The sequence below is a fragment of the Streptosporangium sp. NPDC002607 genome (assembly GCF_053592655.1).
Window position 1 is genome coordinate 144969 of record NZ_JBSFWD010000011.1, and the last position, 24650, is coordinate 169618.

General features: G+C 71.1%; 17 protein-coding genes and 1 other RNA gene. 12 read left to right on the plus strand and 6 right to left on the minus strand.

Features of this window, described 5'->3' with window-relative positions:
* Positions 1-26 precede the first annotated feature (26 nt).
* Positions 27-411: a transfer-messenger RNA gene (ssrA, locus tag ACWD3H_RS15715) on the plus strand.
* Between the two features lie 220 nt (positions 412-631).
* On the opposite strand, the gene ACWD3H_RS15720 is transcribed toward ssrA, so the two are convergent.
* Entirely contained in the window at positions 632-997 is a 366-nt protein-coding gene (locus ACWD3H_RS15720; protein ID WP_355552054.1) for a hypothetical protein, read from the minus strand.
* Positions 998-1472: 475 nt separating this feature from the next.
* Between ACWD3H_RS15720 and ACWD3H_RS15725 the strand changes: the two genes are divergently transcribed.
* Both ACWD3H_RS15725 and ACWD3H_RS15730 read left to right on the plus strand, forming a co-directional pair.
* On the plus strand, positions 1473-2384 hold the full coding sequence (locus ACWD3H_RS15725) for a DUF4388 domain-containing protein (protein WP_451955450.1): 912 nt from the start codon (positions 1473-1475) through the stop codon (positions 2382-2384).
* A 114-nt stretch (positions 2385-2498) separates the two neighbouring features.
* Positions 2499-2867 carry a roadblock/LC7 domain-containing protein gene (locus ACWD3H_RS15730; RefSeq protein ID WP_355552048.1) on the plus strand — a complete coding sequence of 123 codons (369 nt, stop codon included), beginning with the start codon at positions 2499-2501 and terminating at the stop codon, positions 2865-2867.
* Positions 2868-3001: 134 nt separating this feature from the next.
* On the opposite strand, the gene glpK is transcribed toward ACWD3H_RS15730, so the two are convergent.
* Both glpK and ACWD3H_RS15740 read right to left on the minus strand, forming a co-directional pair.
* Positions 3002-4519, minus strand: coding sequence for a glycerol kinase GlpK (glpK, locus tag ACWD3H_RS15735; RefSeq protein WP_355552045.1), 1518 nt, complete (start codon positions 4517-4519; stop codon positions 3002-3004).
* 73 nt (positions 4520-4592) lie between these two features.
* Entirely contained in the window at positions 4593-5420 is an 828-nt protein-coding gene (locus ACWD3H_RS15740; RefSeq protein WP_451955451.1) for an MIP/aquaporin family protein, read from the minus strand.
* A gap of 367 nt (positions 5421-5787) precedes the next feature.
* Here ACWD3H_RS15740 and ACWD3H_RS15745 point away from each other — a divergent pair, with 367 nt between their 5' ends.
* Entirely contained in the window at positions 5788-6858 is a 1071-nt protein-coding gene (locus ACWD3H_RS15745; RefSeq protein ID WP_451955452.1) for a polysaccharide deacetylase family protein, read from the plus strand.
* Between the two features lie 33 nt (positions 6859-6891).
* On the opposite strand, the gene ACWD3H_RS15750 is transcribed toward ACWD3H_RS15745, so the two are convergent.
* Positions 6892-8007, minus strand: coding sequence for a S1C family serine protease (locus ACWD3H_RS15750; protein ID WP_451955453.1), 1116 nt, complete (start codon positions 8005-8007; stop codon positions 6892-6894).
* A 19-nt stretch (positions 8008-8026) separates the two neighbouring features.
* Positions 8027-9490, minus strand: coding sequence for an AMP-binding protein (locus tag ACWD3H_RS15755; RefSeq protein ID WP_451955454.1), 1464 nt, complete (start codon positions 9488-9490; stop codon positions 8027-8029).
* 300 nt (positions 9491-9790) lie between these two features.
* On the opposite strand from ACWD3H_RS15755, the gene ACWD3H_RS15760 reads away from it, so the two are divergent.
* From ACWD3H_RS15760 to ACWD3H_RS15795, 8 genes are all read left to right on the plus strand, one after another.
* Positions 9791-10939, plus strand: coding sequence for a hypothetical protein (locus tag ACWD3H_RS15760; RefSeq protein ID WP_451955455.1), 1149 nt, complete (start codon positions 9791-9793; stop codon positions 10937-10939).
* Between the two features lie 166 nt (positions 10940-11105).
* The gene (locus tag ACWD3H_RS15765; protein ID WP_451955456.1) at positions 11106-13322 is read left to right on the plus strand and encodes an acyl-CoA dehydrogenase; all 2217 of its coding nucleotides are present in this window, start codon (positions 11106-11108) and stop codon (positions 13320-13322) included.
* A gap of 57 nt (positions 13323-13379) precedes the next feature.
* Complete coding sequence (locus ACWD3H_RS15770) at positions 13380-15008, plus strand: hypothetical protein (protein WP_451955457.1); 1629 nt, start codon at positions 13380-13382, stop codon at positions 15006-15008.
* A 142-nt stretch (positions 15009-15150) separates the two neighbouring features.
* Complete coding sequence (locus ACWD3H_RS15775) at positions 15151-15273, plus strand: hypothetical protein (RefSeq protein ID WP_350920967.1); 123 nt, start codon at positions 15151-15153, stop codon at positions 15271-15273.
* 138 nt (positions 15274-15411) lie between these two features.
* Positions 15412-16731, plus strand: a complete 1320-nt coding sequence (locus ACWD3H_RS15780; RefSeq protein WP_451955458.1) for a glycosyltransferase family 4 protein — start codon at positions 15412-15414, stop codon at positions 16729-16731.
* Positions 16728-20900, plus strand: a complete 4173-nt coding sequence (locus tag ACWD3H_RS15785) for an alpha-(1->3)-arabinofuranosyltransferase domain-containing protein (RefSeq protein WP_451955459.1) — start codon at positions 16728-16730, stop codon at positions 20898-20900. Before ACWD3H_RS15780 ends, ACWD3H_RS15785 begins: the two co-directional genes overlap by 4 nt.
* A complete protein-coding gene (locus ACWD3H_RS15790; RefSeq protein WP_451955460.1) occupies positions 20897-21994 on the plus strand; it encodes a DUF3068 domain-containing protein in 1098 nt (365 codons plus the stop codon). Before ACWD3H_RS15785 ends, ACWD3H_RS15790 begins: the two co-directional genes overlap by 4 nt.
* The gene (locus ACWD3H_RS15795) at positions 21991-23832 is read left to right on the plus strand and encodes a hypothetical protein (protein ID WP_451955461.1); all 1842 of its coding nucleotides are present in this window, start codon (positions 21991-21993) and stop codon (positions 23830-23832) included. Before ACWD3H_RS15790 ends, ACWD3H_RS15795 begins: the two co-directional genes overlap by 4 nt.
* Here the strand turns inward: ACWD3H_RS15795 and ACWD3H_RS15800 are convergent.
* Positions 23813-24601 carry a class I SAM-dependent methyltransferase gene (locus ACWD3H_RS15800; protein ID WP_451935324.1) on the minus strand — a complete coding sequence of 263 codons (789 nt, stop codon included), beginning with the start codon at positions 24599-24601 and terminating at the stop codon, positions 23813-23815. The two genes, ACWD3H_RS15795 and ACWD3H_RS15800, sit on opposite strands and share 20 nt — an antisense overlap.
* Positions 24602-24650 lie beyond the last annotated feature (49 nt).

Consider the following 24650-nt stretch of genomic DNA (forward strand, 5'->3'; position numbering starts at 1 on the left):
TCGGGGGCGGGTTGAAAATTCAACAGGGGGGTGACTGGTTTCGACTTTGGCTTTGCAAGCCAGGTGAAGCGGGTCGAGGACTGCGGACATAACCTCGTTAACACTGTGACCGCGACCAACAAGTGCCAATAAGACGCACTCCGAAGTCAGCCAGGGCAACCTGGCACTCGCCGCCTAAGCAGCGAGTGACTTCTGCCGGCCCGGGAGCGCCTCCGGCCCGGATCCGGCATCGCTAGGAGGCTCAACCGATCGACCCGGCCACGGGGAAGATCGGGAAATCTTACAGTGGCTGAGCCCGTCGGCAACTTGCCTGCGTGATTGCCGGGGCTGAGAAAAGCACAGCAGGCTGCACCCGGAGAAGCCCTGTCTTGAAGTTGAAGGACGCGGGTTCGATTCCCGCCACCTCCACCCCCGTTCCGCGCTCGAACCGTGCGGAACAGATCGCCGAAGGGCGGTCGGGGCGGCGACCTCGCCGCCCCGACCGCCCTTCGTTCATGCGGGCCTTCGTTCATGCAGGGCGTCCGCTGTCAGCACGGTGACCTCGTCCTCGTCCTCGTCGGGGCGCGGCCGCCGGATGTGGCGGACTCGCGCGCCGGGATTCCCTTCGCACCCGGCGGTGGTTCTCCCGGGCCTAGATGGTGAGCGAGCTCTCGATGCGCCGAAGGTGGTGCCTGGCCAGGGCGAGGTTGGCACGGTCCCGGTCGAGCACCAGGTAGAGGAAGGTGTGGCCGCCGCTGTCGGCCAGCAGCCTGATGATGTGATACTGCCTGGCCAGCGTTATGAGGATGTCCTCCACGGAGTCGTTGACGTTCAGCGCCGACAGGGTCCGGACCTTGGCACGGACGACCTCGGTGTTGCCCGCCGCCGCCACCTCCAGGTCCAGATCGCGGCTTCCTCCGATCGTGCCGAGGCACATGCCGCTTTCGTAGTCGACCAGTGCCGCGCCGACCGAGCCGTCGATCGTCATGGCTTCCTTGAGGGCGGTTTCGATGTTCATGAGCTTCTTTCCCAGGGGGGCCGGTACGGGCGCCGCCTCGCCGGACGGAGTTATCGGACGTGCGAACGAGGTCATCTGTGGCGGTAGATACGTAAAGTACACTCACCCACTACCGTTAGTGAAGTGCAATATGGTGTAGTAACGGATGACCGGTTCATCCGAGGGGATACCCGGAGCTCCATCCTGTGGTCGAGGGCATGACCTGTCCCGTCCGCGGAGTGAGAGGTCTGCCGTGCCCGGACGCCTCCCGGCCCGTCCCGGGGGCGCGTGCGGCGGCACCCTTCCCAGGCTGGGCGCGCCTGCCGGGACAGATGGAGGAGACACAGTGGTCAAGGCCGACCCACGTCACGTACGTGAACGACGCGGCCTCCGTGAGCGGAACCAGAGGTGACCCCGTGCCGTCGTCTGCCATGACCCGGCCGAGGCCGGCCCACGGGGCGGTGGACCGTTCCCTTCCGCAGGGCGGGATGACGGCGTGACCACCGGGGAGCCGGGAGTTCTGGGCGAGATGGGAAGCTTTCTGCTCGGCTTCTCGCGGGAGGGTTTCTCCGGCGTGCTCCGCGTTGAGGGCGGCCCCGGAGGGACCCTGTGGATCAGGAACGGCCTGGTGGTGGCCGCCACGACACCGGCCGCACCCGGCCCGGAGTCGCTGCTGCTGCGGTCGGGCCGGGTATCGGAGAGGGACTGGACCGACGCGTACGCGGTCGGTGCCCCCTCGGACCGGCTGGCCGCGGAACTCGTCGAGCGCGGCGTCATCGGCGAGGCGGGCCTGGAGGCGGTGTGCATGGCCGCCCTCTTCGACGCGGTGTTCGCCATGATCCTCTACGGCGTCGAGTCGTGTGTCGCGGAACCGGCCGGACCCGACGACCACCTGCCACTGCTGCCGGTCCTGCCGGGCGTCGGACCCGAACGGCTCGCGCGGGAGACCGCCCGCCGGATGGAGCACGTGGCCGGCTGGCGCCGGCTCGACCTGTCCATGCGGGTCAGGCCGGTGCCCCCGGCCACCCCCGTTCCCACGATGCTCGGTTCCGACCGCATCCGCCGCGCCGTGCTGGAACGGGCGAACGGCCGCAGGACACCGCGCGACATCGCCTTCGTACTGGGCAAGGGCCTGTTCGCCGTGATGAGCGAGATCGCCAGAATGGTCGAGGAGGGAGTGCTCGACCTCGGCGGCCCCGAGGCCGCGCCGAGCGGAGCCGCCCCCGACCCCGAACCTGGCGGAAAGCACGAGGACCCGGCTGCCCAGCTGCCCCGCCGCCCGGGTACCAGCAAGATCAATGAAGTACTGGCCCCCGCCGGAGGAGGACCGGCCCTGCCCCGTCCCATCCTCGCCCTCAGGTCCCTGCCCCCGCGGGAGGCGGACGCCCCTGATCTCACGGGTGGATGAGGGCGTCGGGGAAGGGCGGACCGTGGAACGGCCGCCGCACAGGCTGCGCCCGCTCAGATTTCCGAGAAGAACTCGTCGAGTGGCACCGCGCCGCTTCTACGCTGGAGGTATTTGATGAGCAAGCAGGCGGTGCTCGCCGAGCTGAAGATCCTGCGCGAGCAGGTGACCGGCGTGCTGGAGACGGCCGTCGCATCGGTGGACGGGCTGCTCGTCGCGGCCGACAGCGACGGTGCGCGGCCCGAGGTGCTGGCCGCGCTGGCCGCCACCACCCTGGGGCTGGGAAAACGCACGGGCTACGAGGTGGGCATGGGGGAGCTTCTTGAGGTGGTGACCCGTTGCCGCGGCGGATACATCGTCGTCTACGCCATCCGCCAGGAGGCGCTGCTGGTCGTGCTCGCCGACGAGGGGCTGGACGTCTCCCGGCTCCACGTGGAGTCCCGGCCCACGGTGGAGCGGCTGGGCAAGCTGCTCGCCGGAGCCTGACCGGGACGCAGACGGGACACAGACGGGACACAGACGGTGACCGGTGTGCCCGATGCCCGAGGGGGCCCACCGGTCAGGGGCGGCGGGAGGGACGGGAGGCGTCCCCGGCCGTCGGAGCGTGCGGAGCGGGGCGTTCAGGACACGTCGACCCAGTTGAGGGTGCGTTCGACTGCTTTCTTCCAGCCGGCGTAGCCGACGGTCCGCTGCTCCTCGGACCACTGCGGCTCCCAGCGGCGGCCCTCCTGCCAGTTCTGTTTGAGCTCGTCCTTCGACTTCCAGAAGCCGACGGCCAGCCCCGCCGCGTAGGCGGCCCCCAGCGCGGTCGTCTCGGCCACCACGGGCCTGGAGACGGGTACGCCGAGCAGGTCGGCCTGGATCTGCATGCACAGGTTGTTGGCGGTGACGCCGCCGTCGACCCGCAGGACGTCGAGGGTGACGCCGGAGTCCTGCCGCATCGCCTCGACCACGTCGCGGCTCTGGTAGCAGATCGCCTCCAGGGTGGCCCGCGCGAGGTGGGCGTTGTTGTTGAAGCGCGACAGGCCGACGATCGCGCCCCGGGCGTCCGACCGCCAGTACGGCGCGAAGAGGCCGGAGAAGGCGGGCACGAAGTAGACGCCGCCGTTGTCCTCGACCTGCCGGGCGAGCGACTCGCTCTGCGCCGCCCCCGAGATGATGCCGAGCTGGTCGCGGAGCCACTGCACGGCGGAGCCGGTCACGGCTATGGAACCCTCCAGCGCGTACACCGGCGGCTCCTCACCGAAGCGGTAGCAGACGGTGGTGAGCAGGCCGTGTTTCGAGCGGACCAGATCGGTGCCGGTGTTGAGCAGCAGGAAGTTGCCGGTGCCGTAGGTGTTCTTGGCCTCGCCCACCTCGAAGCAGACCTGTCCGACGGTGGCGGCCTGCTGGTCGCCCAGGTCACCGGAGAGCGGGACCTCGCCACGCAGCGGGCCGCCCCTCCTGGTGGTGCCGTACAGACCGGGGTGGGAGGAGGGCGCGATGGCCGGCAGCATCCGGCGGGGGATGCCGAAGAACGACAGCAGCTCGTCGTCCCAGTCGAGGGTCTCCAGGTCCATCAGCATCGTGCGGCTGGCGTTGGTGGGGTCGGTGACGTGCACGCCGCCGTCGGTACCGCCGGTGAGATTCCACAGCAGCCAGGTGTCGGTGTTGCCGAAGATCGCCTCTCCGGCCTCGGCCGCCTCGCGTACCCCGTCCACGTTCTCCAGGATCCACTGGATCTTGCCGCCGGAGAAGTACGTCGCCGGGGGGAGGCCCGCCCTGTGGCGGATGACGTCGCCCCTGCCGTCGCGGTCCAGGGCCGAGGCGATCCGGTCGGTGCGGGTGTCCTGCCAGACGATCGCGTTGTGGTACGGGCGTCCGGTGGTCCGGTTCCAGACCACCGTGGTCTCGCGCTGGTTGGTGATGCCGAGCGCGGCGAGGTCGGCGGCGACCAGGCCCGCCCTGTTCAGCGCCGTCTCGATCACCGCCCTGGTGCGCTCCCAGATCTCCGTGGGGTTGTGCTCGACCCACCCCGCCCGCGGCAGGATCTGCTCGTGTTCGAGCTGGTGCCGGGCCATCTCGTTGCCGCCGTGATCGAAGATCATGAAACGGGTGCTCGTCGTGCCCTGGTCGACCGCTCCGACGAAGTCAGGCATTGCGTGGTGCCTCCTTGGTGAGATTCTCCGGGGGATCTGCTGCTGTTCTTACCCGCGGTCGCCGCGCGCCCGTTCAGGGGTGGCGCGGGTCTTCGGGCGTTACGCGCCCCACCTCGGGGCCGGTCTCCTCGGAAGGAAGGAATCTGGCCACCAGGATCTCGTAGAGGAACGCCCCGATCAGCCCCCCGATGAGGGGCGCCACGATCGGCACCCAGAAGTAGAGCTGCCCGTACTGGTCCTGCCAGGCGGTCTCGTACCCGGTCAGAAACGAGGCGAGCCGCGGTCCGAAGTCGCGGGCGGGGTTGATGGCGTAGCCGGCGTTGCTGCCCCAGGCCATGCCGATGGCCACGACCACCAGGCCGATCACGAAGGGGGCGAGGTTGGCCATGGGCGCCGTGTTGCGCGTGTCGGAGAGGGCGAAGACGAGCAGGAGCAGGATGGCGGTGCCGATCACCTGGTCGCGGAAGGCGCCCCAGGTGCCGACGGGCAGGGACCCGTTGCCCGGCAGGGTCGAGAAGACGCTCTGGGTCTTGATGGTGAGCCCGGGGTCGGCCTTCTCCAGCACCTCGCCGTAGTTGAAGCGGACGATGAGCGCCGCCACGAACGCGCCCGCGGTCTGCGCCAGGCAGTACGGCAGGACCTTGTGCCAGGAGAAGCCCTTGAAAGCGGCCAGCGCGACGGTGACGGCGGGGTTGATGTGGGCGCCACTGGTGCGCGCCGAGACGTAGACGCCCAGCGTCACCCCGAGCCCCCATGCCCAGGCGATGCTGTCGTGGTCACCGACCCCGGCCGCCACGACCTGGGCCACCACCGCCACCCCGAACAGGATCAGCACCATGGTGCCGGTGAACTCGGCCGCCATCTCGCCGAGAAGCCCGCGGCCCCTCAGTCGCTCCGCCATCTCTCCTCCTCGCGATGCCGTCCGGATCCCGCTCGGATGCCCGGACGGTAGGCGCGAAATAGGGGGAGGTCAACGGTAGCGTGACTGAATTATTGAATAATGGTCAACAAAATGAGTCATCGGTAACACCGCTAAATACCGGACGACTCCTGTCACTCGCGGCTTCCACACCGGGTGAGAATCCCGCTGCCGATCGATTTCCCGCGGCGGACGCCCCTTCTGGGCGGGGCCGGTGCGACGCGGAAAGGGCAGGGCCCGCGCGATGTCGCCGAAAGTGGCTCCGGCGCGAACCTTTGCCAGTGGCGGAGGTCAACTCGCAGGTCAGAGGGGGATGAGAAGCGTATCGTCAGCGCGCTTGGAGGATTCGATGGGCCGTCTCAGAATAGGCAGGGCCGGTGTGGTGGTCGTCGCGGCAGGAGTCGTGCTGGCCGGGTGCGGATCGGGACAGGACGAGGCCGACGAGCAGAAGGCGAAGCTGGCCGCCGCGGCCAAGGCGTCGGCCGCCGCGGCGGCCTCGCAGGCCAACCTCCTCAAGACCAGGACGGCGGCCGCCGCCAAGGTCAAAGCCAACGAGCTCGGTCAGGTCCCCGTTCTGATGTACCACCGGGTGGTCGACAAGCCCGCGACCCAGGACGACCGCACTCCCAAACAGTTCCGCACCGAGCTGGAGCGGCTGGCCAGGGAGGACTACGTGCCCGTCACCGCGGCCGAGTTCGTCACCGGGCATATCGACATCCCGGCGGGCAAGCATCCCGTCGTCCTCACCTTCGACGACTCCTCACCCTCGCAGTTCGAGCTGGACGGGACGGGCGTCCCCCGGCCGAACACCGCGGTCGCGATCCTGCAGAGCGTCGCCAAGACCCACCCCGGCTTCCGCCCGGTCGGCACGTTCTATGTCACGCGCGACATGTTCGGCAAGCAGACGCCCGAGGAGGGGGCGCAGATGCTCCTCTGGCTCACCGACAAGGGCTTCGACATCGGCAACCACACCCGCGACCACCTCAACCTGCGGGGCAAGGAGAAGAAGGCGGTGAACGCGGAGGTGGCGGCGGGCCACCGGCTCATCACCGGGCTGATCAAGACGCCCCCGGTCACGCTGGCGCTGCCGTACGGCAACCAGCCCGACACCAAGGAGTGGGGTCTCAAGGGCTCCTCGGGTGATGTCTCCTACAACTACGGCGGTGTGTTCCTCGCCGGTTACACCCCCGCGCTGTCGCCGTTCAACAAGAAGTTCGACCCGCTCGGCATCCCGCGCATCCGCTCGATGGACAAGACGGGCGACTGCGCCAAGTTCTGCTCCGTGGCCTGGCTCGACTGGTTGAAGGCGAACGCCGACGAGCGTTACACCTCCGACGGCGACGCGAAGACGATCGCCTTCCCCAAGTTCAAGGCGCCCTTCGTGGCCAAGTCCTTCAGCGATCGCGTCCTGCCCTACTGAGCCCGGTCCCGCTGAGCCCGGTCCCGCCCCGGCTCAGCTCCCGTGCAGCTCCTCAAGGGGAACGGAGAGGGTGGTCCTTGAGCCGTCGGGGCGCAGGATCTCGACCTTCGCGTCCTCGCCGGGCTTGAGGGACGACAGGACCGTCGACAGGTCCTGGGTCGACGGGGTGGGCGTGCCGTCGATCGAGATGATCAGGTCCCCGGCCTTGAGCCCCGCCCGCTGCGCGCCGCTGTTCTTCAGCACCCGTACGACGCTGACGCCCGCGGGCTCCCCGCTCATGTCGATCACGGTCCGTACCACGACGCCGAGCGCGGCCCGGTGGGTGTTGGTGACCTTGCCGTCCCTGATGATCTGCGTGGCGATGTCCTTGACGGTGTTGGAGGGGATCGCGAAGCCGATGCCCGCGGCCTGGGCGTTGCCGAGTTCGGGGTTGACGGCGGTCAGGGTCGGCACGCCGATGACCTCGCCCGCGAGGTTGACCAGGGCGCCGCCGCTGTTGCCCGGATTGATCGGCGCGGAGGTCTGGATGGCCCCGCTGATCGTCGCCCCGGGCGAGGTCTCGTTCGAGGGTTCGTTGACGGTGCGGCCGAGCGCCGAGATGATCCCGCTGGTGACACTGCCGGACAGGCCCAGCGGGTTTCCCATGGCCAGCACGATCTGGCCGACACGCAGCCCTGCGGAGTCGCCGAAGACGGCGGGCTTCAGCCCGGTCGGGTCGTCCACCTTGATCACGGCCAGGTCGCCCAGCTCGAACGAGCTGATCAGTCTGGCCGTCCGGGGGGTGCCCCCGGTGGCGAGCGTGACCTCGAACCGCTTGCTGCCCCCGACCACGTGGGCGTTGGTGATGATGTGCCCGGCGGTGTCGTACACGACCCCGGAGCCGAGGCTCTCTCCCGTGGTGATCTGCACGATGGACGGCAGCACCTTGGTGATGATCTGCTCGTAGGCGGCCTCCAGGGAACCGGGGCCGCTTCCGGGAGCCGGTGTGGCCCCGGGCGAGCCTCCCGCGGAGGCGCCGGGGGAGGTGCTCGCTGAGACGCTGGGTGAGCCGGCCGCCCCGGGTGGTTGCAGACTCATGTCCTGGCCGCAGCCCGCGAGCGTCATGACGGCGGTCGCAAGCAACGCGACGCCTGTCTTTGATCGTCCCATGCATGGGTATCTTCCCAGCTCAGGCAGGAAGATACGTCTCGCGAAGGCCGCTGCGGCTGAGCTTGCCGGTGGGGGTGCGCGGCAGCCGGTCGCGATATTCGATCACCCGGGGGTGCTTGAGGCGTGCCAGCCGGGCCGCGCAGTGGGCCAGCAACTCGCCGGTGAGGTCCGCGCCGGGCACGGCGTCCGCCGAGGGCTGGACCAGCGCGACGACGCGCTGGCCCCATTCGGGGTCGGGGACGCCGATCACGGCGACGTCCGCCACCGAGGGGTGTTCCTGGAGCACCGCCTCGATCTCGGCGGGGTAGATGTTGACCCCGCCGGAGATGATCAGGTCGGTGCGCCGGTCGCAGAGGAACAGGTAGCCGTCGGTGTCCAGATAGCCGATGTCGCCGGGGGTGTAGAGGTGACCGCGCATGGCCGAGGCGGTCTTGGACGGGTCCTGGTGGTACTCGAAGCGGTTGATGCCGCCGATGTAGACCAGGCCCGGCTCGCCGGGCGGGAGCTCGTCACCGTCGTCGCCGACGATGGTGAACTCCATGCCGTCGATGGCCCGGCCGACCGTACCGGGCCGCTGGAGCCACTCCGCCGAGGAGACCATGGTGACCACGGCGGCCTCGGTCGAGCCGTAGTACTCCCACAGCACGGGGCCGAGCCAGTCGATCATCGCCTGCTTGGTGGCGGGCGGGCAGGGGGCGGCGCCGTGAAAGAGACGTGTTAACGACGATAAATCGTGCTTTGTTCTGACGGAGGTGGGCAGGGCCAGCAGCCGGTGGAACATGGTCGGCACCATGAAGGCGTTGGTCACCCGGTGCCGCTCGATGAGCGCCAGTGCCTCCGCGGCGTCGAACCGCTCGGTCACCACCACCGTGTGGCCGAAGTGCAGGGCCATCATCGTCTGCCCGTACGGCGCGGAGTGGTAGAGCTGCGACAGTAGTAGGTGCACCCCACCGGATTCGAGCCCGAAGTGCCGCCAGCTCTTGCGCATCAGGATCGGGTGGAGGCCTTCCGGGGTCAACTCGATCAGCCGCCGCCGTACGCCCTTGGGCCTGCCGGTGGTGCCCGAGGTGTAGAGCATCATCGACCCGGCCCTGCGTTCCTCGGGCGGGGTGGTCGGCTGCCCCTCGGCGAGGGCACCGGTCTCCACGAACCCGCCCGGCACGGCGTGCCCGTACCGCTCGGAGCCGACCACCACCCGCGCGGCGCAGTCGGTGATGATGTAGCCGATCTCCTCGGCGGTGTAGTGCCAGTTCGCCGGGATGTGATAGGCGCCGATCTGGTATGTCGCGAGCATCATCGTGATCGCGTCGATCCCGTTGGACAGGACCGTCACGACCGTGTCGCCGGGCCGGGTACCGCGCGCCAGAAGGCCGTACGAGACCTGGTTGACCCGATCGTGCAGCTCGCCGTAGGTCACGCTGTCGCCCGCGACGACGGCGACACGTCCGGGATCGGCCGTTGCGATCTCGTAGAAGCCCCTCATAGCCGCGACCATACAGAACGACATTCTGTTCATGGAAGGGGAAAGGCGGTTACCTGGGCTGATGCACATCCCGTGGCCGAAGCGTAATAAACGACGATGCGTCGAATCTTTCCCAGGTGACATACCCTGACGCGTATGGCGGACGTCGGCGGTAACTCCTCCGGGCGCTCTAACGAGAGATATATCCCCTCATATGACGCGCCCACGGCCCCCATTCCCGCCATTCCCGCTGAAGACGGTTCGGTCATCAGCCCTCGGGTGCCCAGAAGATTTCCCATCGGAGACGGTGAGGAGACCGTGTTGGTCTCCAGACCAACGCCGCCTGGATCGTTCCCCCACTCGCCGCCGCCCGATTCCGGCCGTTCCGACGCGACTTCCGGTGACGGGGCGGACGATCCGGGGGCGGAGACCGACCGGGTGCGCGAGTCCGGTGGGCTCGGGACGATCCCGGTCAGGCAGATAGGCGGCTCCGCGGGCCCCTGGCGTCCCGACAGGGCCGGTGCTTCCGGTCGGACGGGCACGTCTGGTCAGACGGGCGCTTCCGGTCAGACGGGCGCTTCCGGTCGGGCGGGCACGGGAGGCAGGGCGGACGGCGGCGTCGCGACGGGGTGGCCCGGCGCGTCGCAGCGGCCCGGCGTGTTCGGCGAGCCGGGTGCGCAGGGTCAACCGGCCGGGCGGGTCCGGCCCGGCGTGCCGAGCGGAGCGGGACGGAAGTCCGACGGCCTGCTGATGCGGATCGGCGACATCCCGATCCGGGTCGCCTACAGCCTTGGTGCCGCCGTCATCACCGGCGTCATCGTGGTTCTGATCTTCATGCTCTTCTCCGGCGACGAGCCCTCGGACCCGGTGGGGGTCCGCCAGAGCGTGGCGCCCACGGTGCAGCCCTCGCCGACCGTGTCTCCGATCACGCTGCCCGCCCTGCCGGACGCGACGGCGCTGAAGGCGCTGCCGGGCACGCCGAGCGTGGTGCTGGGCGCGGTGACCGATGCCAAATCCGCGGTGACCTATGCCAGCCTGGGCAAGCCGTGGGCCGCCAAGGCCGTGCCGTCGTTCTCCGCCGCCCAGCAGGTCGGCTCGGCCGGGCTGCCGCGCACGGTCATCGCCTCGGGACCCCTGCCCGGTGCCACCCCGGCCAAGCCGCTCAAGAGCGACGCCGACTACCGCAAGGTGGCGTTGAGCGCGGTGAAGTGGACGATCCGCAACCACCACCCCGAGGGGGGCAAGGTCACCTGGACCGCCTCGCAGCGCCTGGCCACCGGCAAGGGGTGGGTGCTCGCCTACCGGGTGACCTACGAGGTCAAGGGCAAGGAGCGTTCCTCCCAGGCGGCGCTCGCGGTGATCGACATCGGCCGCCGCAAGCCCTCGGTGCTCTTCGTGACCGTGCCCGACACGCGCAAGCGGCTCTGGGCCGACATCGCCCCCGTGGTGGCGAGCGCCCGCGCTCTCTGACGCACTCCTGCGGCCATGCCCGTTCGGTGAGAGCCGGGCCTTCCGCGGTCACCGGTGGGCTGCGACGGCAAGGGGGCCGGCGTACCCGGGGAAGAGGGTTCGCGCGTTGTGATGGAAGCACCTTCTAGAATATGGTTCTGTCATTGAATCGCGTCTGGAGGCTGTCATGGCGATCGGATTGAGCGAGGAGCACGAGGCGCTCCGGGAATCGGTGACCGGGTGGGCGGAGCGCAACATCCCGTCCGAGGTCGTGCGTGCCGTCATCGCGGCCGAGGGTGAGGAGCGCCCCGGCTTCTGGCCGGGACTGGCCGACCAGGGCCTGCTCGGCCTGCACATCCCCGAGGAGCACGGCGGCAGCGGCTACGGCCTGCTGGAGACCGCCGTCGCCGTCGAGGCCCTCGGCGAGCGCGTCGCCCCCGGGCCCTACGTTCCGACGGTGCTCGCCAGCGCCGCGATCCTCGCCTCCGACGGCAAGGCGCACGGCGAGCTGCTGCCCGGCCTCGCCGACGGCACGCTGACCGGTGCGGTCGCGCCGTTCTCCTCGATCACCGGTACCCGAGGCGAGGACGGCACCCTGACGATCGGCGGCACCGTGGATCTGGTGCTGGGCGGCGCGCTGGCCGACGTCCTGGTGCTCCCGGTGAGCACGGACCGCGGCGAGGAGTGGGTCGCGGTGGACGCCTCCGCGGCGACCGTGACGCCGGTCGGCTCGCTCGACCTCACCCGGGGCGTGGCCAAGGTCGAGCTGGACGCGGTCACCGTACCGGCCGGGCGGGTTCTCGACGGGCTGCAGGCCTCCGCGGTCCACAACCTGGCAGTGATCCTGCTCGGGGCCGAGGCGGCGGGCGTCGCCTCGTGGTGCGTGACCGCGGCCGCGGAGTACGCCAAGGTCCGCGTGCAGTTCGGCCGTCCGATCGGGCAGTTCCAGGGAGTCAAGCACAAGGCCGCCCGGATGCTCGTCGCCCTGGAGCAGGCCCGCGCGACGGTGTGGGACGCCGCCCGTGCCGCGGACGGTGGCGACGTCTCGGCGGACGAGCTGGCCTACGCCACCGCGATCGCGGGCGTGGTCGCCCCCGACGCGGCCGTGCTCTGCGCCAAGGACGCCGTGCAGATCTTCGGCGGCATCGGCTACACCTACGAGCACGACGCCCATCTGTACTACCGCCGCGCGCTGACCCTGCGCGCCCTGCTCGGCTCCTCGGTGGAGTGGGCCGAGGTGGTCGCCGAGCTGGCGCTGAACGGGGTGAGCAGGGAGCTGGAGATCGAGCTGCCCGAGGAGGCCGCCGAGCTGCGCGAGAACATCCGGGCCGAGGTCGCCGCCTTCGCCGCGCTGGAGGGCAAGGAGCAGAAGCGGGCGTTGGCCGAGGCCGGCTACGTCATGCCGCACCTGCCCAGGCCGTGGGGCCGCGACGCCAAGCCGCTGGAGCAGGTTCTCATCTTCCAGGAGCTCAAGGCCGCCGGGGTCAAGCTGCCCCAGATGATCATCGGTGCCTGGGTGGTGCCGTCGATCGCCGCGTACGGCACCCCCGAGCAGCAGGAGCGCTTCCTGCCGCCCACGCTGAGCGGCGAGATGATCTGGTGCCAGCTCTTCTCCGAGCCCGGCGCCGGCTCCGACCTCGCGTCCCTGCAGATGAAGGCCGAGAAGGTCGAGGGCGGCTGGCGGCTCAACGGCCAGAAGATCTGGACCTCGGTGGCGCACGTCGCCGAGTGGGGCATCTGCATCGCCCGCAACTCCTCGGAGGGTTCCAAGCACGAGGGCATCACCTACTTCCTCGTCGACATGAAGGGGGCCGGCGTCACCGTCAGGCCGCTCACCGAGATGACCGGCGAGAACCTGTTCAACGAGGTCTTCCTCGACGACGTGTTCGTCCCGGACGAGCTGGTCGTCGGCGAGGTGGGCCAGGGCTGGAAGGTCGCCAGGAACACCCTGTCCAACGAGCGGGTCTCGCTCTCGGGGGGTTCGGGCGGCACCGGCGCGTCCGTTCCGGACCTGCTCGGCCTGGTCGGGCGCCTCGGCCGGGAGCTGACCGCCGCCGAGCGCCAGGAGGTGGCGCAGGTCGTCTGCGAGGGGCACTCGATCGCCGCCCTCGGCCTGCGGGTGACCCTGAAGCAGCTGACCGGCGCCGAGCCCGGTGCCGACGCCTCGGTCCGCAAGCTGCTGTCCACCTCGCACGCCCAGCACGTCTCGGAGTGCGCGGTCTCGCTGCTCGGCCCCTCGGCCGTCGTCGCCGCCGACATGAAGCTCGGCGACGCCGGTTACTGGAACCGCGCCGTGCTCGCCACCCGCGCCATGACGATCTACGGCGGCACCACCGAGGTGCAGCTCAACATCATCGGCGAGCGCATGCTCGGCCTGCCCCGCGATCCCGAGCCGGGTAAGTAGTCCACAGCTCCGGATATATGCATGTTTATCCGGAGCAAGCACATAAAGTCGGTCAGCATGGGCGGCGAGTGGGGCGAGACGGCGAAGCGGTTCGCGCCTGCCCTGCTCGGCCTGCTGTTCGGGCTGCTCGCTCTCGGGCCCGCTCTGGGACCGGGATTCGTGCTCAGGTACGACATGGTGTTCGTGCCCGACCCGCCGCCGGTGCTGCCCGGGGAGGGGTTTCCCCGGGCGGTGCCCAGTGACCTGGTGGTCGCGCTCCTCTCCTGGGTCGTCCCCGAACAGGTGGTCCAGAAGGTCGTGCTGCTGGGGGTCTTCGTGCTGGCCGCGTCCGGCGCGGCCGCGCTGGCGCCCTCCCGGAGGCTGGGGCCCCGCCTGGCGGCGGCGGCCTTCTACAGCTGGAACGCCTACCTCGCCCAGCGGCTGCTGCTCGGCCAGTGGGCACTGCTGCTGGGAGTCGCGGGACTGCCCTGGGCGGTGCGCGCGGTGGCGCTCGGCGGGCGGTCGCGGCTGGTCGCCGCGCTGCTCCCGGCGGCGGTGGGCGGATTCCAGGCGATGCTGGTCGCCGCGCCCGCCCTGCTCGCGACGGCGGCGACAGCGCCGGTGACAGGGCCGGTGACAGCCGATGGAAGGTCCGTGACGCCTGCCAGGAGGGTGCGGGTCCGGCGGGTGCTGGAGGTCACGCTGGTCATGGCGGTGCTGAGCCTGCCCTGGCTGGTGCCCGCCCTGAGCAGCCGGGCCGTGACCGATCCGGCCGGGGCCTGGGCGTTCGCGGCCAGGGCCGACGGCCCACTGGGTACGGTCGGCAGCCTGCTCTCGCTGGGCGGGATCTGGAACGCCCATGCCGTCCTGCCCGGCCAGGAGACCTGGTGGTCGGCGATCGTACGGCTGCTGCTCGCCGCGGTCGCCGTCTGGGGGTTCGCTCGCCTGCCGGGCTCGCCGGCGCGCCACGGCGCCGGGGTGGCGGAGCCGTACCGGGCGGGGCTGGCGGTGGCGGCGGTGGCCGGGCTGGCGGTGGCGCTGGTGGGGGCCTTCGCCCCCGGCGTGCTGGGCGGCCTGATCGGCTGGTGGCCCGGGTTCGGGCCGCTCCGTGACGGGCAGCTGTACCTCGCCCCGTTCGTCCTGTTGCAGGCGGTGGGCCTGGCCGCGGTCGTCGCGCGCTGGAACTCGCGTGCCGTCGCGGCCGTCGCGGTGGCCACCCCGGTCCTGGTCCTGCCCACCTTCGCCCTCGGCGCGTTCGGCAGGCTGTCGGCGGTGGACTACCCGGACGAGTGGCGAAAGGTCCAGGCGATCGTGAACGCCGATCCCGCGCCGGGGGCGTTGCTCTCGCTGCCGTGGGGGGCGCACCGGGCGTTCGGCTGGAACGGCGACCGGGTGATCCTCGACCCCGCGACCAAGATGTTCCGGCGCCGGGTGCTCTGGAACGACGCGCTGCTGGTGGGGCTGCCCGGCGGAGGCAGACTGCGGGTCGCGGCGGAGGATCCGGCTTCCGCCGGGGTGGAGGCGGCGCTGGCCGTCGAGCCGGGTGGGCGGTTGGCGGCACTATCAGGACTGAATGTCCGTTATGTTCTTATTCATGGGAGTGACAACCCGTTCCAAATCCCGGGGGGAGACGATTCGTTCCGCGGTTCCGCGACCGTCTTCCATGGGCCCGAACTCCGGTTGCTGCGCCTTGACGCACCTTCCTGAACTGGGCGTATCCCCGGACCTCCGTACTACCCGGTGGTAACTTTATTTGTCACATTTTCACCAAAGCTATGGCTTATGAGATGAATCACGTTCTACTCTCGGCACACTGTCCGAATTCTGGAGGGAGAGCTCAGTGTTACGAGTGATCGCAGCCTTGGCCGTCGGCACGGTGCTTGCGGTGGGTGCCTCCGTGGCAGTGGTGAACGTGGCCGCCCCCACACCGGAGCCGCCCAACCGGCCCCTGTACAACTACGGCGACAGGTGATCCGAGGGGCCGGACAAGGGCCCCTCGGACGCGGTTTTCTCCCAGCCGCTCAGGCTGAACACCAATGGACAGTACGGAGCGTGGCTCCGCCGTGCCCCGAGTCGGGCGCGCGTCGCCGTAGAGGACCGAGGAGACAGTGTGGCCGACACCGTGGCCTTTTCCGGCGGGAACGTGAACGCCGGATCCCGTCTGTTCAACCCGTCGTGGCCCAACCTGAGCATGGAGGTCACCGAGACCCCCGAGGCGTCCCTGCACGGGGTTCGGGTGGCGGTGCTGAACTTTCGCGAGCCACAGCAGTCGGCGGCCGGCGGCGCCGAGGAGTACGCCTGGCAGGTCAGCCGCTACCTGATCGCCCAGGGGGCCCTGGTCCACTTCGTGACCGGCCGTGAGCCCGGCCAGACCAGAGCCGAGCGGCGCAACGGCGTCGAGCTGCGCAGGATGGGCAACCGCTACCTCGTCTACCTGCTCGTGCCGCTCTGGCTGTTGCTGCACCGCCGCCGCTTCGACGTGGTCATCGACTCGATGAACGGCATCCCGTTCTTCTCCCCCCTCGTGGTACGGCGCCGCACCACGGTGATCTGCCTGGTGCATCACGTGCACGACCGGCAGTTCCATGCCTTCCTGCCCTCCTGGCTGGCCAGGATCGGCTGCTTCATCGAGGGGCCGGTGGCCCGGCTGCTCTATCGCCGCCGCACCACGATCACGGTTTCCGAGTCCTCCAGGACGGACCTCCGTGCCAGGCTGCGCTGGCTGGCCCCGATCCAGGTCGTCCCCAACGGCAGCCCGGTGGCCCGCTCGGTCGCGCGGCATCCCCTGCCCGGCGACCCCGCCGTGGTCTACCTGGGCCGGTTGGTCGGCCACAAACGGGTCGACCGCGTCGTCGGCCTGGCGGCCGAGCTCGCCGAGAGCCGTCCGGGGCTGCGCGTACACGTGGTGGGCCGCGGGCCCGAGTCCGACGCCCTCGCGGCGGTGGCGGCCGAACTGGGCGTCGCCGACCGCGTGCACCTGCACGGATTCCTCAGCGAGCCGGGCAAGAACGCGGTGCTCGGCTCGGCCCTGCTGAACGTGACCGCCTCGGAGTTCGAGGGCTGGGGTCTCACCGTGATCGAGGCGGCCGCCTTCGGCGTGCCCACGGTCGCCTACGACGTCGCCGGGCTGCGCGACTCGATCAAGGACGGGGTGACCGGCTGGCTGGTCCGGGACGGCGAGACGCTCGCGGACGCGGTGGACCGGGCGATCGGGGAACTGACCGACCCCGTGCGGCGCGCGGCGATCCAGCAGGCCTGCCGGACCTGGGCAGGCGAGTTCACCTGGGGAAGAACTGGCGCTACTATAACCAGACTTATCGCCACAGAGCTCGCCGTAGCCGCCCGTCGACAGCAGCCCGTGAGCACTGTGAGCTCGCCGGTCAGGACCCCCGACCTCCATCTCGCCATGGGTGAGACCGACCCCATTTGAGCACCGCATTGACCCCTGACAGCACGGACACCGGGCCCGCCCGGCTTCGACACCGGCTGCACCTGCTGGCCGGCTGCCTCCTGCTCGGGGCCATCGCGTTCAACACCTCGCCCGGCCAGGTCATCTCCGAGACCAAGCTCGACATGGCGCTCAACCCCCTCGGCTTCCTCGCCCGGGCGATGCACCTGTGGGACGGCGCGTTCTTCGGTCACCTGCAGAACCAGGCGCACGGCTACCTGTTCCCGATGGGCCCGTTCTACGCCCTCTTCGAGGCGCTGGACATGCCCCCCTGGAACATCCAGCGCCTGTGGATGACCCTGGTGCTGTGCGCCGCGTTCGTCGGCGTCGAGCGGGTGGCCCGCGCGATGGACATCGGCACCCCCGTCACCCGCGTACTGGCCGGGCTCGCCTACGCCCTGGCGCCGCACGCCGTCACGCTGATCGGGGTCAACTCCTCGGAGTTCCAGCCGAGCGCGGTGCTGCCCTGGATCCTGCTGCCGCTCGTGCACGGTGCCAGACAGCGGGCGAGCCCGCGCAGGGCGGCGGCCCTGTCGGCGCTGGCCTTCCTGTTCGCCGGCGGGATCAACGCCGTGGCCGTGCTCGCCGTGCTGGTCGTGCCGTTGCTGTACCTGCTGACCCGTGAGCGCGGCCCCCGCAGGAGGCACCTGCTGCTGTGGTGGCTGGGCTGTGTGGGCGCGGTGTCGATGTGGTGGCTGCTGCCCCTGCTGGTGATGGGCCGCTACATCTTCTCCTTCCTGCCCTTCATCGAGACCGCCGACGCCACCACGTACGTCACCTCGCTGATCAACGTCCTGCGCGGCACCTCGGGCTGGATCGCGTTCCTGCCGGTCGACGGGGCGGCGTTCCTGCCCGCGGCGTTCGAGCAGGCGACGGGACCCGTGATGATCGCGCTGACCGCGCTGGTCGCCGGGCTCGGCCTGGCCGGGATCACCGCCCGCGCCACCCCGGAGCGGGGATTCCTCGCGATCAGCCTGCTGGCCGGGGTCGTGATCGTCTCCGCCGGCCACGCCGACGTGCTCGCCCACCCGTGGACCGAGCAGGTGAGGGCGCTGCTGGACGGTCCCCTCGCGCCCTTCCGCAACCTGCACAAGTTCGACGCGCTACTGCGGCTCCCGCTCGCCCTCGGCCTGGCCGCCCTGCCACTGGCCGGTCCCGCGCGGCTGCGCAGACCCGTCCTCGCGGCGTCCGCGGTCCTCGTCGCACTCGGCGCGTCGCCCGTCGTCACCGCGGGCACGACCCCGGCCGGCGCGTTCGAGGACGTGCCCTCCTACTGGCGGGACGCGGCGACCTGGCTGAACCGGAACACCGGGGACGGCATGGTCCTGGCCGCCCCCGGATCGCGCCGGGGCGAGTACCTGTGGGGCCGTCCGATGGACGAGCCCATGCAGTCGCTGCTGACCGTGCGCTGGGCCACCCACACCAACGTCCCCTGGGGGTCGCCGGGACTGGCCAGGCTGGTCCAGGCGGTGGACGAGCGCTTCGCCACCGGCCGGGGCTCGCCGGGGCTCACCTCGGCGCTGCGCCGGATGGGGGTCAGCTACCTGCTCGTCCGCAACGACCTGGCCAGGGAGAGCCTGGGCACCGCCTGGCCCGCGCGGGTGCACGAGACCATCGCCGAGTCCACCGGCCTGGAACGGGTCGCCGGCTTCGGCCCGGAGATCGGGACCAGGGCCAGCACGACGGCCGCGGGCTGGTTCGAGCAGCCCTACCAGGCGCTGGAGGTCTACGCGGTCCCCGACCCCGCGCCGCTCGTCGCCACGGTGCCCCGCGAGGGGACCCTCAGGGTGACCGGGGCCCCGGAGGCGGCGCTGGCCCTCGCCGAGGAGGGCCTGCTCGACGACGACCGGCCCATGGTGGTCGGCAACGAGCCGGGCGCGGGCGCGACGTCCCCCGAGCACACCGTGATGACCGACACGCTGCGCCGCCGCGAGATCATCTTCGGCGACCTGCGCCGGATCGGCACCGCCACGCTCACCGAGGACCAGCCGCTGGAACGTGGCAGGGAGAGCGACCTCACCGACCCCGCCTGGACCGCCGCCACCGCGACCGCCCGCTACTCCAGCATCCTTGACGTGCGGGCCTCCTCCGCCGAGTCGCGGGTCGGGGCCGCCGACCGGCGCGACCCCGGGCGGCAGCCGTACGCGGCGCTCGACGCCGACCCGCGCACCGGATGGCGCTCCGACGGCTGGAGGGGAGCCGTCGGGGAGTGGCTGGAGGTGCGCCTCGTCGAGCCCATCGACATGCCGAGGATCACTGTCGCGTTCGAGAGGGGCAGGCCTGGACCCGCCGTGGCGGAGGTCGCCCTGGAGACCGACGCGGGAACGCGCCTGGTGCCGGTCGCGGACTCGGTGGAACCGCAGTTGCTGAACCCGCCGGCCGGCAAGACCTCCCGGTTGCGGATCCGGGTCACCAAGCTGGTCTCGGAGCCCGCGTCGCGGGTCGGCACCCGGGTCGGCATCACCGAGGTCGCGATTCCCGGCGTCCGGGCGAGGCGCAGCATCGTCGTTCCCGCCGACGGCGAGCGGGATCCGGGCACGGTGCTGCTGACCCGCCAGGGGGCCGCGTCGCCGTGCATGCACGGCTCGGCGACCTGGACCTGCTCGCCGTCCCTGGAGATCACCGGCGAGGACGGCTCCGGCTTCGACCGCACCTTCACGGTCCGGGACGCGGGGGAACGCGTCGTCACCGGCAGGACGGTGCTCACCGACCCCGCCTCCGCCCATCTGCTCACCACCGTCCCGGGCGTCTACCCCCAGGTGAGCGCCTCCTCCACGCTGGTCGACCATCCGGCCGTGCTCGGCCGCGCGGCCATGGACGGCGACCTGGACACGGCCTGGTACGCCCAGACCACCGACCGCCATCCGACGCTGACCGTCAAGCTCGGCAAGAAGACCACGATCTCGCAGATCATGGTCCTCTTCCCCGACTCGTTCCTGGGGCAGCCGCCGATCAAGGTGAGTGTGCGCGGCGGCGGCCGCACCGCGCAGGGCTGGGTCGGCTCCGACGGGCGCGTCTCCTTCGCGCCGATCCGCGCCGACCGCCTGGAGATCGGCTTCATCGCCCCGGCGTCCCGGTCGATCGAGGTGTCGGAGATCACCATCCCGGGGGTGGAACCGCTCGGCTCGCTGGAGCCCTTCCCGCTGAGGCTGCCCTGCGGCTACGGTCCCACGCTCACCGTGAACGGCAACCCGGCGGCCACCGAGATCGTCAGCGGCACGCTGGACGACGTGGTCAACGGCCGCCCGCTCGGCTACCGGACCTGCGAGCCGGTCGAACTGGGCGCAGGGGAGGCGCGGATCAGCGCGTCCCCCAGCGATGCCTTCAGGATCGAGTCGATGGTGGTGCGGACGTCCGACGACGGCGCCCGGGGCGCGGTCACGGCCACGCCCGCCACCGTGCAGGCGTGGGGGCAGGGGGAGCGCCGGGTCCAGGTCTCCACCACGGCCCCCTCCTACCTGGTGGTCAACGAGAACCACAACGTCGGCTGGCAGGCGTACCTCGACGGCAGGCAACTGAAGCCGGTCAGGCTGGACGGCTGGCGGCAGGCGTGGGAACTGCCTTCGGGCCAGGGCGTCGTGACCATGCGCTACGAGCCTGACTCCGCCTACCGCACGGCGCTGGTCGGCGGCTGGATGCTGGTGCTGCTGGTGGTGGCGCTGGCGCTCATCCGTCCCGCCTGGCCTGCCCGGTCGCCGGGGGCGGGGCCCGTCGCGATCCGGGCGCTGTGGGTCTGGCCGTTCGTCCCGCTTCTCGGCCTGTGGACCGGGGGCTTCGCGGGCGTCGCGATCGTCACCGGGGCGGCGCTCCTGTTCGCCTGGCTGGGGGCGGTGGCCCAGGCCAGGCACGCCCGTCTCGGCGTGCTCCCCGGCCTGGCGGGCACGGTGGCCACGCCCTGGGCACTGGCCGTGCCGACCGGCCTGGCCGGTCTCGCGCTCGCCGTCGGCACCCGGTACGGCGGGGTCGACGCGACCGAGGTGCTCACCGGGCCGCTGACCGGTGCGGTGCCGCAGGTGCTCTGCCTGCTGGCGCTCGCCTGGCTGACGGCCTGGCTTCCCGATCGCGCTGCGGCCGAGGCGCCCGCGCCGTCGCGCCGCGGGACGGCCCGGCGGCCCGAACCCGAGTCCGAATCGGTGGTGGTGGGCCGGTGACCCGGGCCGGTATCCCCCGGACGGTGTTCGCGGGCGCGGGCGCCTTCCTGCTCACGCTCGCCGCGCTGCTCCGCTTCTACGTCTACGAGAGCGTGCTGGTCCTGCCGCTGGAGCAGGGCAGGACCTACCGGATGGTCGCGCTGGACGCCGACTACTTCGACACCGGCACGCTGACCTCGCACACCGGTGTCCCGCTGGTGTCCACCACGACGTTGAGCGGGGACGCGGGAGCCGGGACCGCCGACACGGCGGTGTGGGTGGAGTTCACCTCGCTGACGACCGCCACCGGGGACAGGATCGACTACCACGAGCGTCGGACCGCCTTCGACCGCCGTACCGGGATGGCCGTCGACTGCTGCGAGAGCTATGTCGACGAGGACCCCGAGGCCCGGCAGTCGGGCCTGGCCTTCCGCCTGCCGTTCCGCGCCGAGCCGCGCTCGTACCCGATGTACGACACGACGCTCCGGCTGGCCGTCCCGCTCCGCTACGAGCGCCAGGAACAGATCAACGGTCTGCGTACCTACCGTTACACCTACACGGCCGGCCCGGTGAAGATCGAGGACTTCCCCGAGCAGTTCCCCGGCAAGGTGCTGGGACTGCCCGCCTGGCGGGCCATCGGCGTCTCCCGCTACGCCCAGGTGACCCGCACGCTCTGGGTCGAGCCGGAGAGTGGCCTGACCGTGAAGGTGGAGGAACGGCACCGCCAGGGCCTGCGCACCCCCGACGGCATCGAGCGCAAGGAGAGTCTCAGGGCCGACCTGGTGATGTCCGAGGAGGACGTCGACGCCAGGGTCTCCGACGTCCGCGCCTTCACCCGCTGGGTCCTCGTCGTCCGTGACCTGCTGCCCGCTGTCTTCCTCGCCGCCGGACTCCTGCTGGTCCTCTGGGGCCTGCGTCCCCGTAGGCCTCCCCGGGCTCCGGAGCCTGCCGGTGCCGGTCCGGGGCAGCCGGGGCCGGCTGAGCTCGCCGGACCCGCTCGGTCCGCCGACGTCTTCATGGAGCGGGTATGGCCTCCCGAGCCCGCCGATGTCTTCATGGAGCGGGTGTGGCCTCCCAAGGCCGCCGGTGCCGGACCGGAGCGTGAACGCGGATGAGCGGCGGCCAGGTGGAGGTGGAGCTGCGGCTGCCCGGCTGGGTGCACAGTCCGTTCGCGCGGCGGCACGGGCTCACGGTCGTGGCGCTGCTCCTGCTGCTCGCGGGGCTCGCGGTCAAGGGGTGGCTGCTCAGCCGTTCCTATTTCGCCGAGGACGACATCGTCTTCGTCGGCAGGGCGCTGGCCGAGCCCCTCGGCTGGGACCACCTGTTCCGGGTGCACATCGGCCATCTGATGCCGGGCGCCCTCGCCCTGGTCCGGGCCCTGACGGCGATCTCCGCCTACGACTGGGGCCTGGTCTCGATCGTGATCATGGCGCTGTACGCGGGCGCGGCCCTGGCGCTCTACCGGTTGCTGCGCCTGATCTGCGGTGCCAGGCCGCTCATCCTCGTCCCGTTCACCCTCTTTCTGTTCGCACCCGCCAACTTCCAGGCCGGCACCTGGTTCGCGGCGGCGCTCAACATCCTGCCGCTGCAGATCGCCATGATCATGGCGATCCGCTCCCAGTTGCTGCTGATCCGTACCGGCCGCGCCGGACACGCGCTCGCCGGGATCGCCTGGACGTGCGCCGGGCTGTTCTTCTTCGAGAAGGCGGTGCTCATCCCGCCGGTGCTGCTGCTGTTCACGGTGCTGCTGCTGGCAGGCGAGCACGGCGTGGTCGGGGCGGTGCGCAGGCACTGGGGACTCTGGCTGGCCTACCTGGTGATGGGCGGCGCCTATCTGACCGGTTACCTGCTGGCCTCGGGACGGAGCGGCGGTCAGGGGTTCGCGCTCCCCGAGTTCTACACGGCCGTGGAGTACATCGGGAACTTCCTCGGTGGCACGGTGCCGACACTGCTCGTGGGGGGCCCGCTGAGCTGGGGGGCGGAGACCACGGCGGGCCCGCTGGTCGCCCACCGGGCCGTCGAGGTCATCGTGGCCTGGCTGGTCCTGGCGGCCGTCGTCGCGGGCACCTGCCGCAGGCGCCCCGAGGCGGCCGCTGCCTGGGCACTGGCCGTGGGCTACCTGCTGGTCGCGGACGCACTGCTGATCATGTTCAGCCGGTCGGGGTCGGTGCAGCACGCCTTCGAGAGCCGCTACATCGCCGACGCGACGCCGGTGCTCGCCGTCTGCCTGGCCCTGGCCCTGATGCCGTGGCGGAAGACCGGGCCCCCGGGGCAGGACTCACCCGGGAACGGCGTGATCTCGCCGTTCGTCCTCCCCGCCGCGTGCGCCTACGTGGCGCTCACCCTGGTGTCGGCCGCGGGGTTCGCCCAGGGGCTGCCGGGCGAGCGCAACCGCGCCTACTTCGACGCGGCCCGCGCGGACCTGGCCAGGCTCGGCCCCCAGACGGGTGTCTACCCCTCGCTGATACCCGACCGGATGCTCTTCCCCTGGCAGGCCGCCGAGGACCGGCTGACCTCCCGGGCGCTCAGCCCGCTCGCCGAGGGCGCCCTCGGCGAGCGGATCAGGTATCCGGGGGCGGCTCATCACGCGGTGACCTTCGACGATCGCGGCCATCTGGTGCCCGCCGCCGTGTTCGGTGCCCAGGTGGCGGCCTGGGACGGCGGCTGCCTCCCGCTGAGCGACCGCACCGCCGTCGCCGACCTGCCCGCCGGGTACGAGGGGAACATCTTCCGCATCGACTACCGGGTGCCGAGGGACACGCGCGCTACGGTGCTCAGGGACGGGCGGCGGACCGAGGTTCCGCTCAGGGCCGGCCAGGACCGGGTCTACCTGCCGGCCGGGGCCGGCTCGGGGCCGGTACGGATCTCGGTCCAGGACGACGGGGTCTGCCTGCGCGCGGTGGTGCTCGGCATGGCGGTACCGGAGGAGGTGGTCAGTGGCGGCGCAGGATGAGCAGCAGGTTCCAGCTCACGATCTCGCGCAGCCCGGGAACGTGGATCACCGGGGTCGCCCAGCGCGGATGGTAGCGGGGCAGGGCGTCCAGGACCGTGGCGTCCGGCTGCCGCTTCGCCCAGCGCAGCGCCGCACCGATCGAGACCGGGTAGAGGCCGGCGCCGTAGCGGTTCTTGGGCGGCTTGCCGTACTTGCGGGTGTAGCGTTCGGCGGCGCGGTGGCCGCCGAGGTAGTGCCAGGGCGAGGTCTCGTGGCCGCCCCAGGGCGAGAGCCAGTTGGTGAAGGACAGGTAGATCACACCACCGGGACGGGTCACCCTGACCATCTCGTCGGCCATCCGCCACGGTTGCGGCACGTGCTCCAGCACGTTGGAGGAGAAGCAGACGTCCACCGAGCCGGTCGCCAGCGGCAGGTCGAGCGCGCTGCCCAGCACGGCGCCCTCCGGGGCGGCGCCCTGGCGGGCCATCATCTCGCCCGCGTCGCAGTCCACGCAGACCGGCCGGGCGCCCACGGACCGCAGCACGTCCGTGAAGTAGCCGGGGCCGCCACCGACGTCGGCGACGAGCGCGCCGTCCAGCTCGGTGTAGGAGGCGAGCTGGGCCACCGTGTCCCTGGCCAGCATGCCGTAGAAGAAGTCCGGGTCGCTCTGCTCCTTGCGGAAGCCGCCGAGCAGGGCGACGGACCGGCCCAGGGTGGCACGGAACGATGCCGGGTGGGTCTCCAACGCTGCTCCTCTACGGAGTAGAACAAACCAGGTGGGGCGGAGCATAACACCGCATCGCCAGCGAACTTTTCACACTCGTAGGGTGTTCCGCCGG

Excerpts from the sequence above, each read along its gene's own strand:
- glpK (WP_355552045.1), bottom strand. The coding sequence starts at position 4,519 with ATGCCTGACTTCGTCGGAGCGGTCGACCAGGGCACGACGAGCACCCGT.
- ACWD3H_RS15755 (WP_451955454.1), bottom strand. The coding sequence starts at position 9,490 with ATGAGGGGCTTCTACGAGATCGCAACGGCCGATCCCGGACGTGTCGCC.
- ACWD3H_RS15745 (WP_451955452.1), top strand. The coding sequence starts at position 5,788 with ATGGGCCGTCTCAGAATAGGCAGGGCCGGTGTGGTGGTCGTCGCGGCA.
- ACWD3H_RS15770 (WP_451955457.1), top strand. The coding sequence starts at position 13,380 with ATGGGCGGCGAGTGGGGCGAGACGGCGAAGCGGTTCGCGCCTGCCCTG.
- ACWD3H_RS15800 (WP_451935324.1), bottom strand. The coding sequence starts at position 24,601 with ATGCTCCGCCCCACCTGGTTTGTTCTACTCCGTAGAGGAGCAGCGTTG.
- ACWD3H_RS15720 (WP_355552054.1), bottom strand. The coding sequence starts at position 997 with ATGAACATCGAAACCGCCCTCAAGGAAGCCATGACGATCGACGGCTCG.
- ACWD3H_RS15740 (WP_451955451.1), bottom strand. The coding sequence starts at position 5,420 with ATGGCGGAGCGACTGAGGGGCCGCGGGCTTCTCGGCGAGATGGCGGCC.
- ACWD3H_RS15730 (WP_355552048.1), top strand. The coding sequence starts at position 2,499 with ATGAGCAAGCAGGCGGTGCTCGCCGAGCTGAAGATCCTGCGCGAGCAG.
- ACWD3H_RS15765 (WP_451955456.1), top strand. The coding sequence starts at position 11,106 with ATGGCGATCGGATTGAGCGAGGAGCACGAGGCGCTCCGGGAATCGGTG.
- ACWD3H_RS15795 (WP_451955461.1), top strand. The coding sequence starts at position 21,991 with ATGAGCGGCGGCCAGGTGGAGGTGGAGCTGCGGCTGCCCGGCTGGGTG.
- ACWD3H_RS15750 (WP_451955453.1), bottom strand. The coding sequence starts at position 8,007 with ATGGGACGATCAAAGACAGGCGTCGCGTTGCTTGCGACCGCCGTCATG.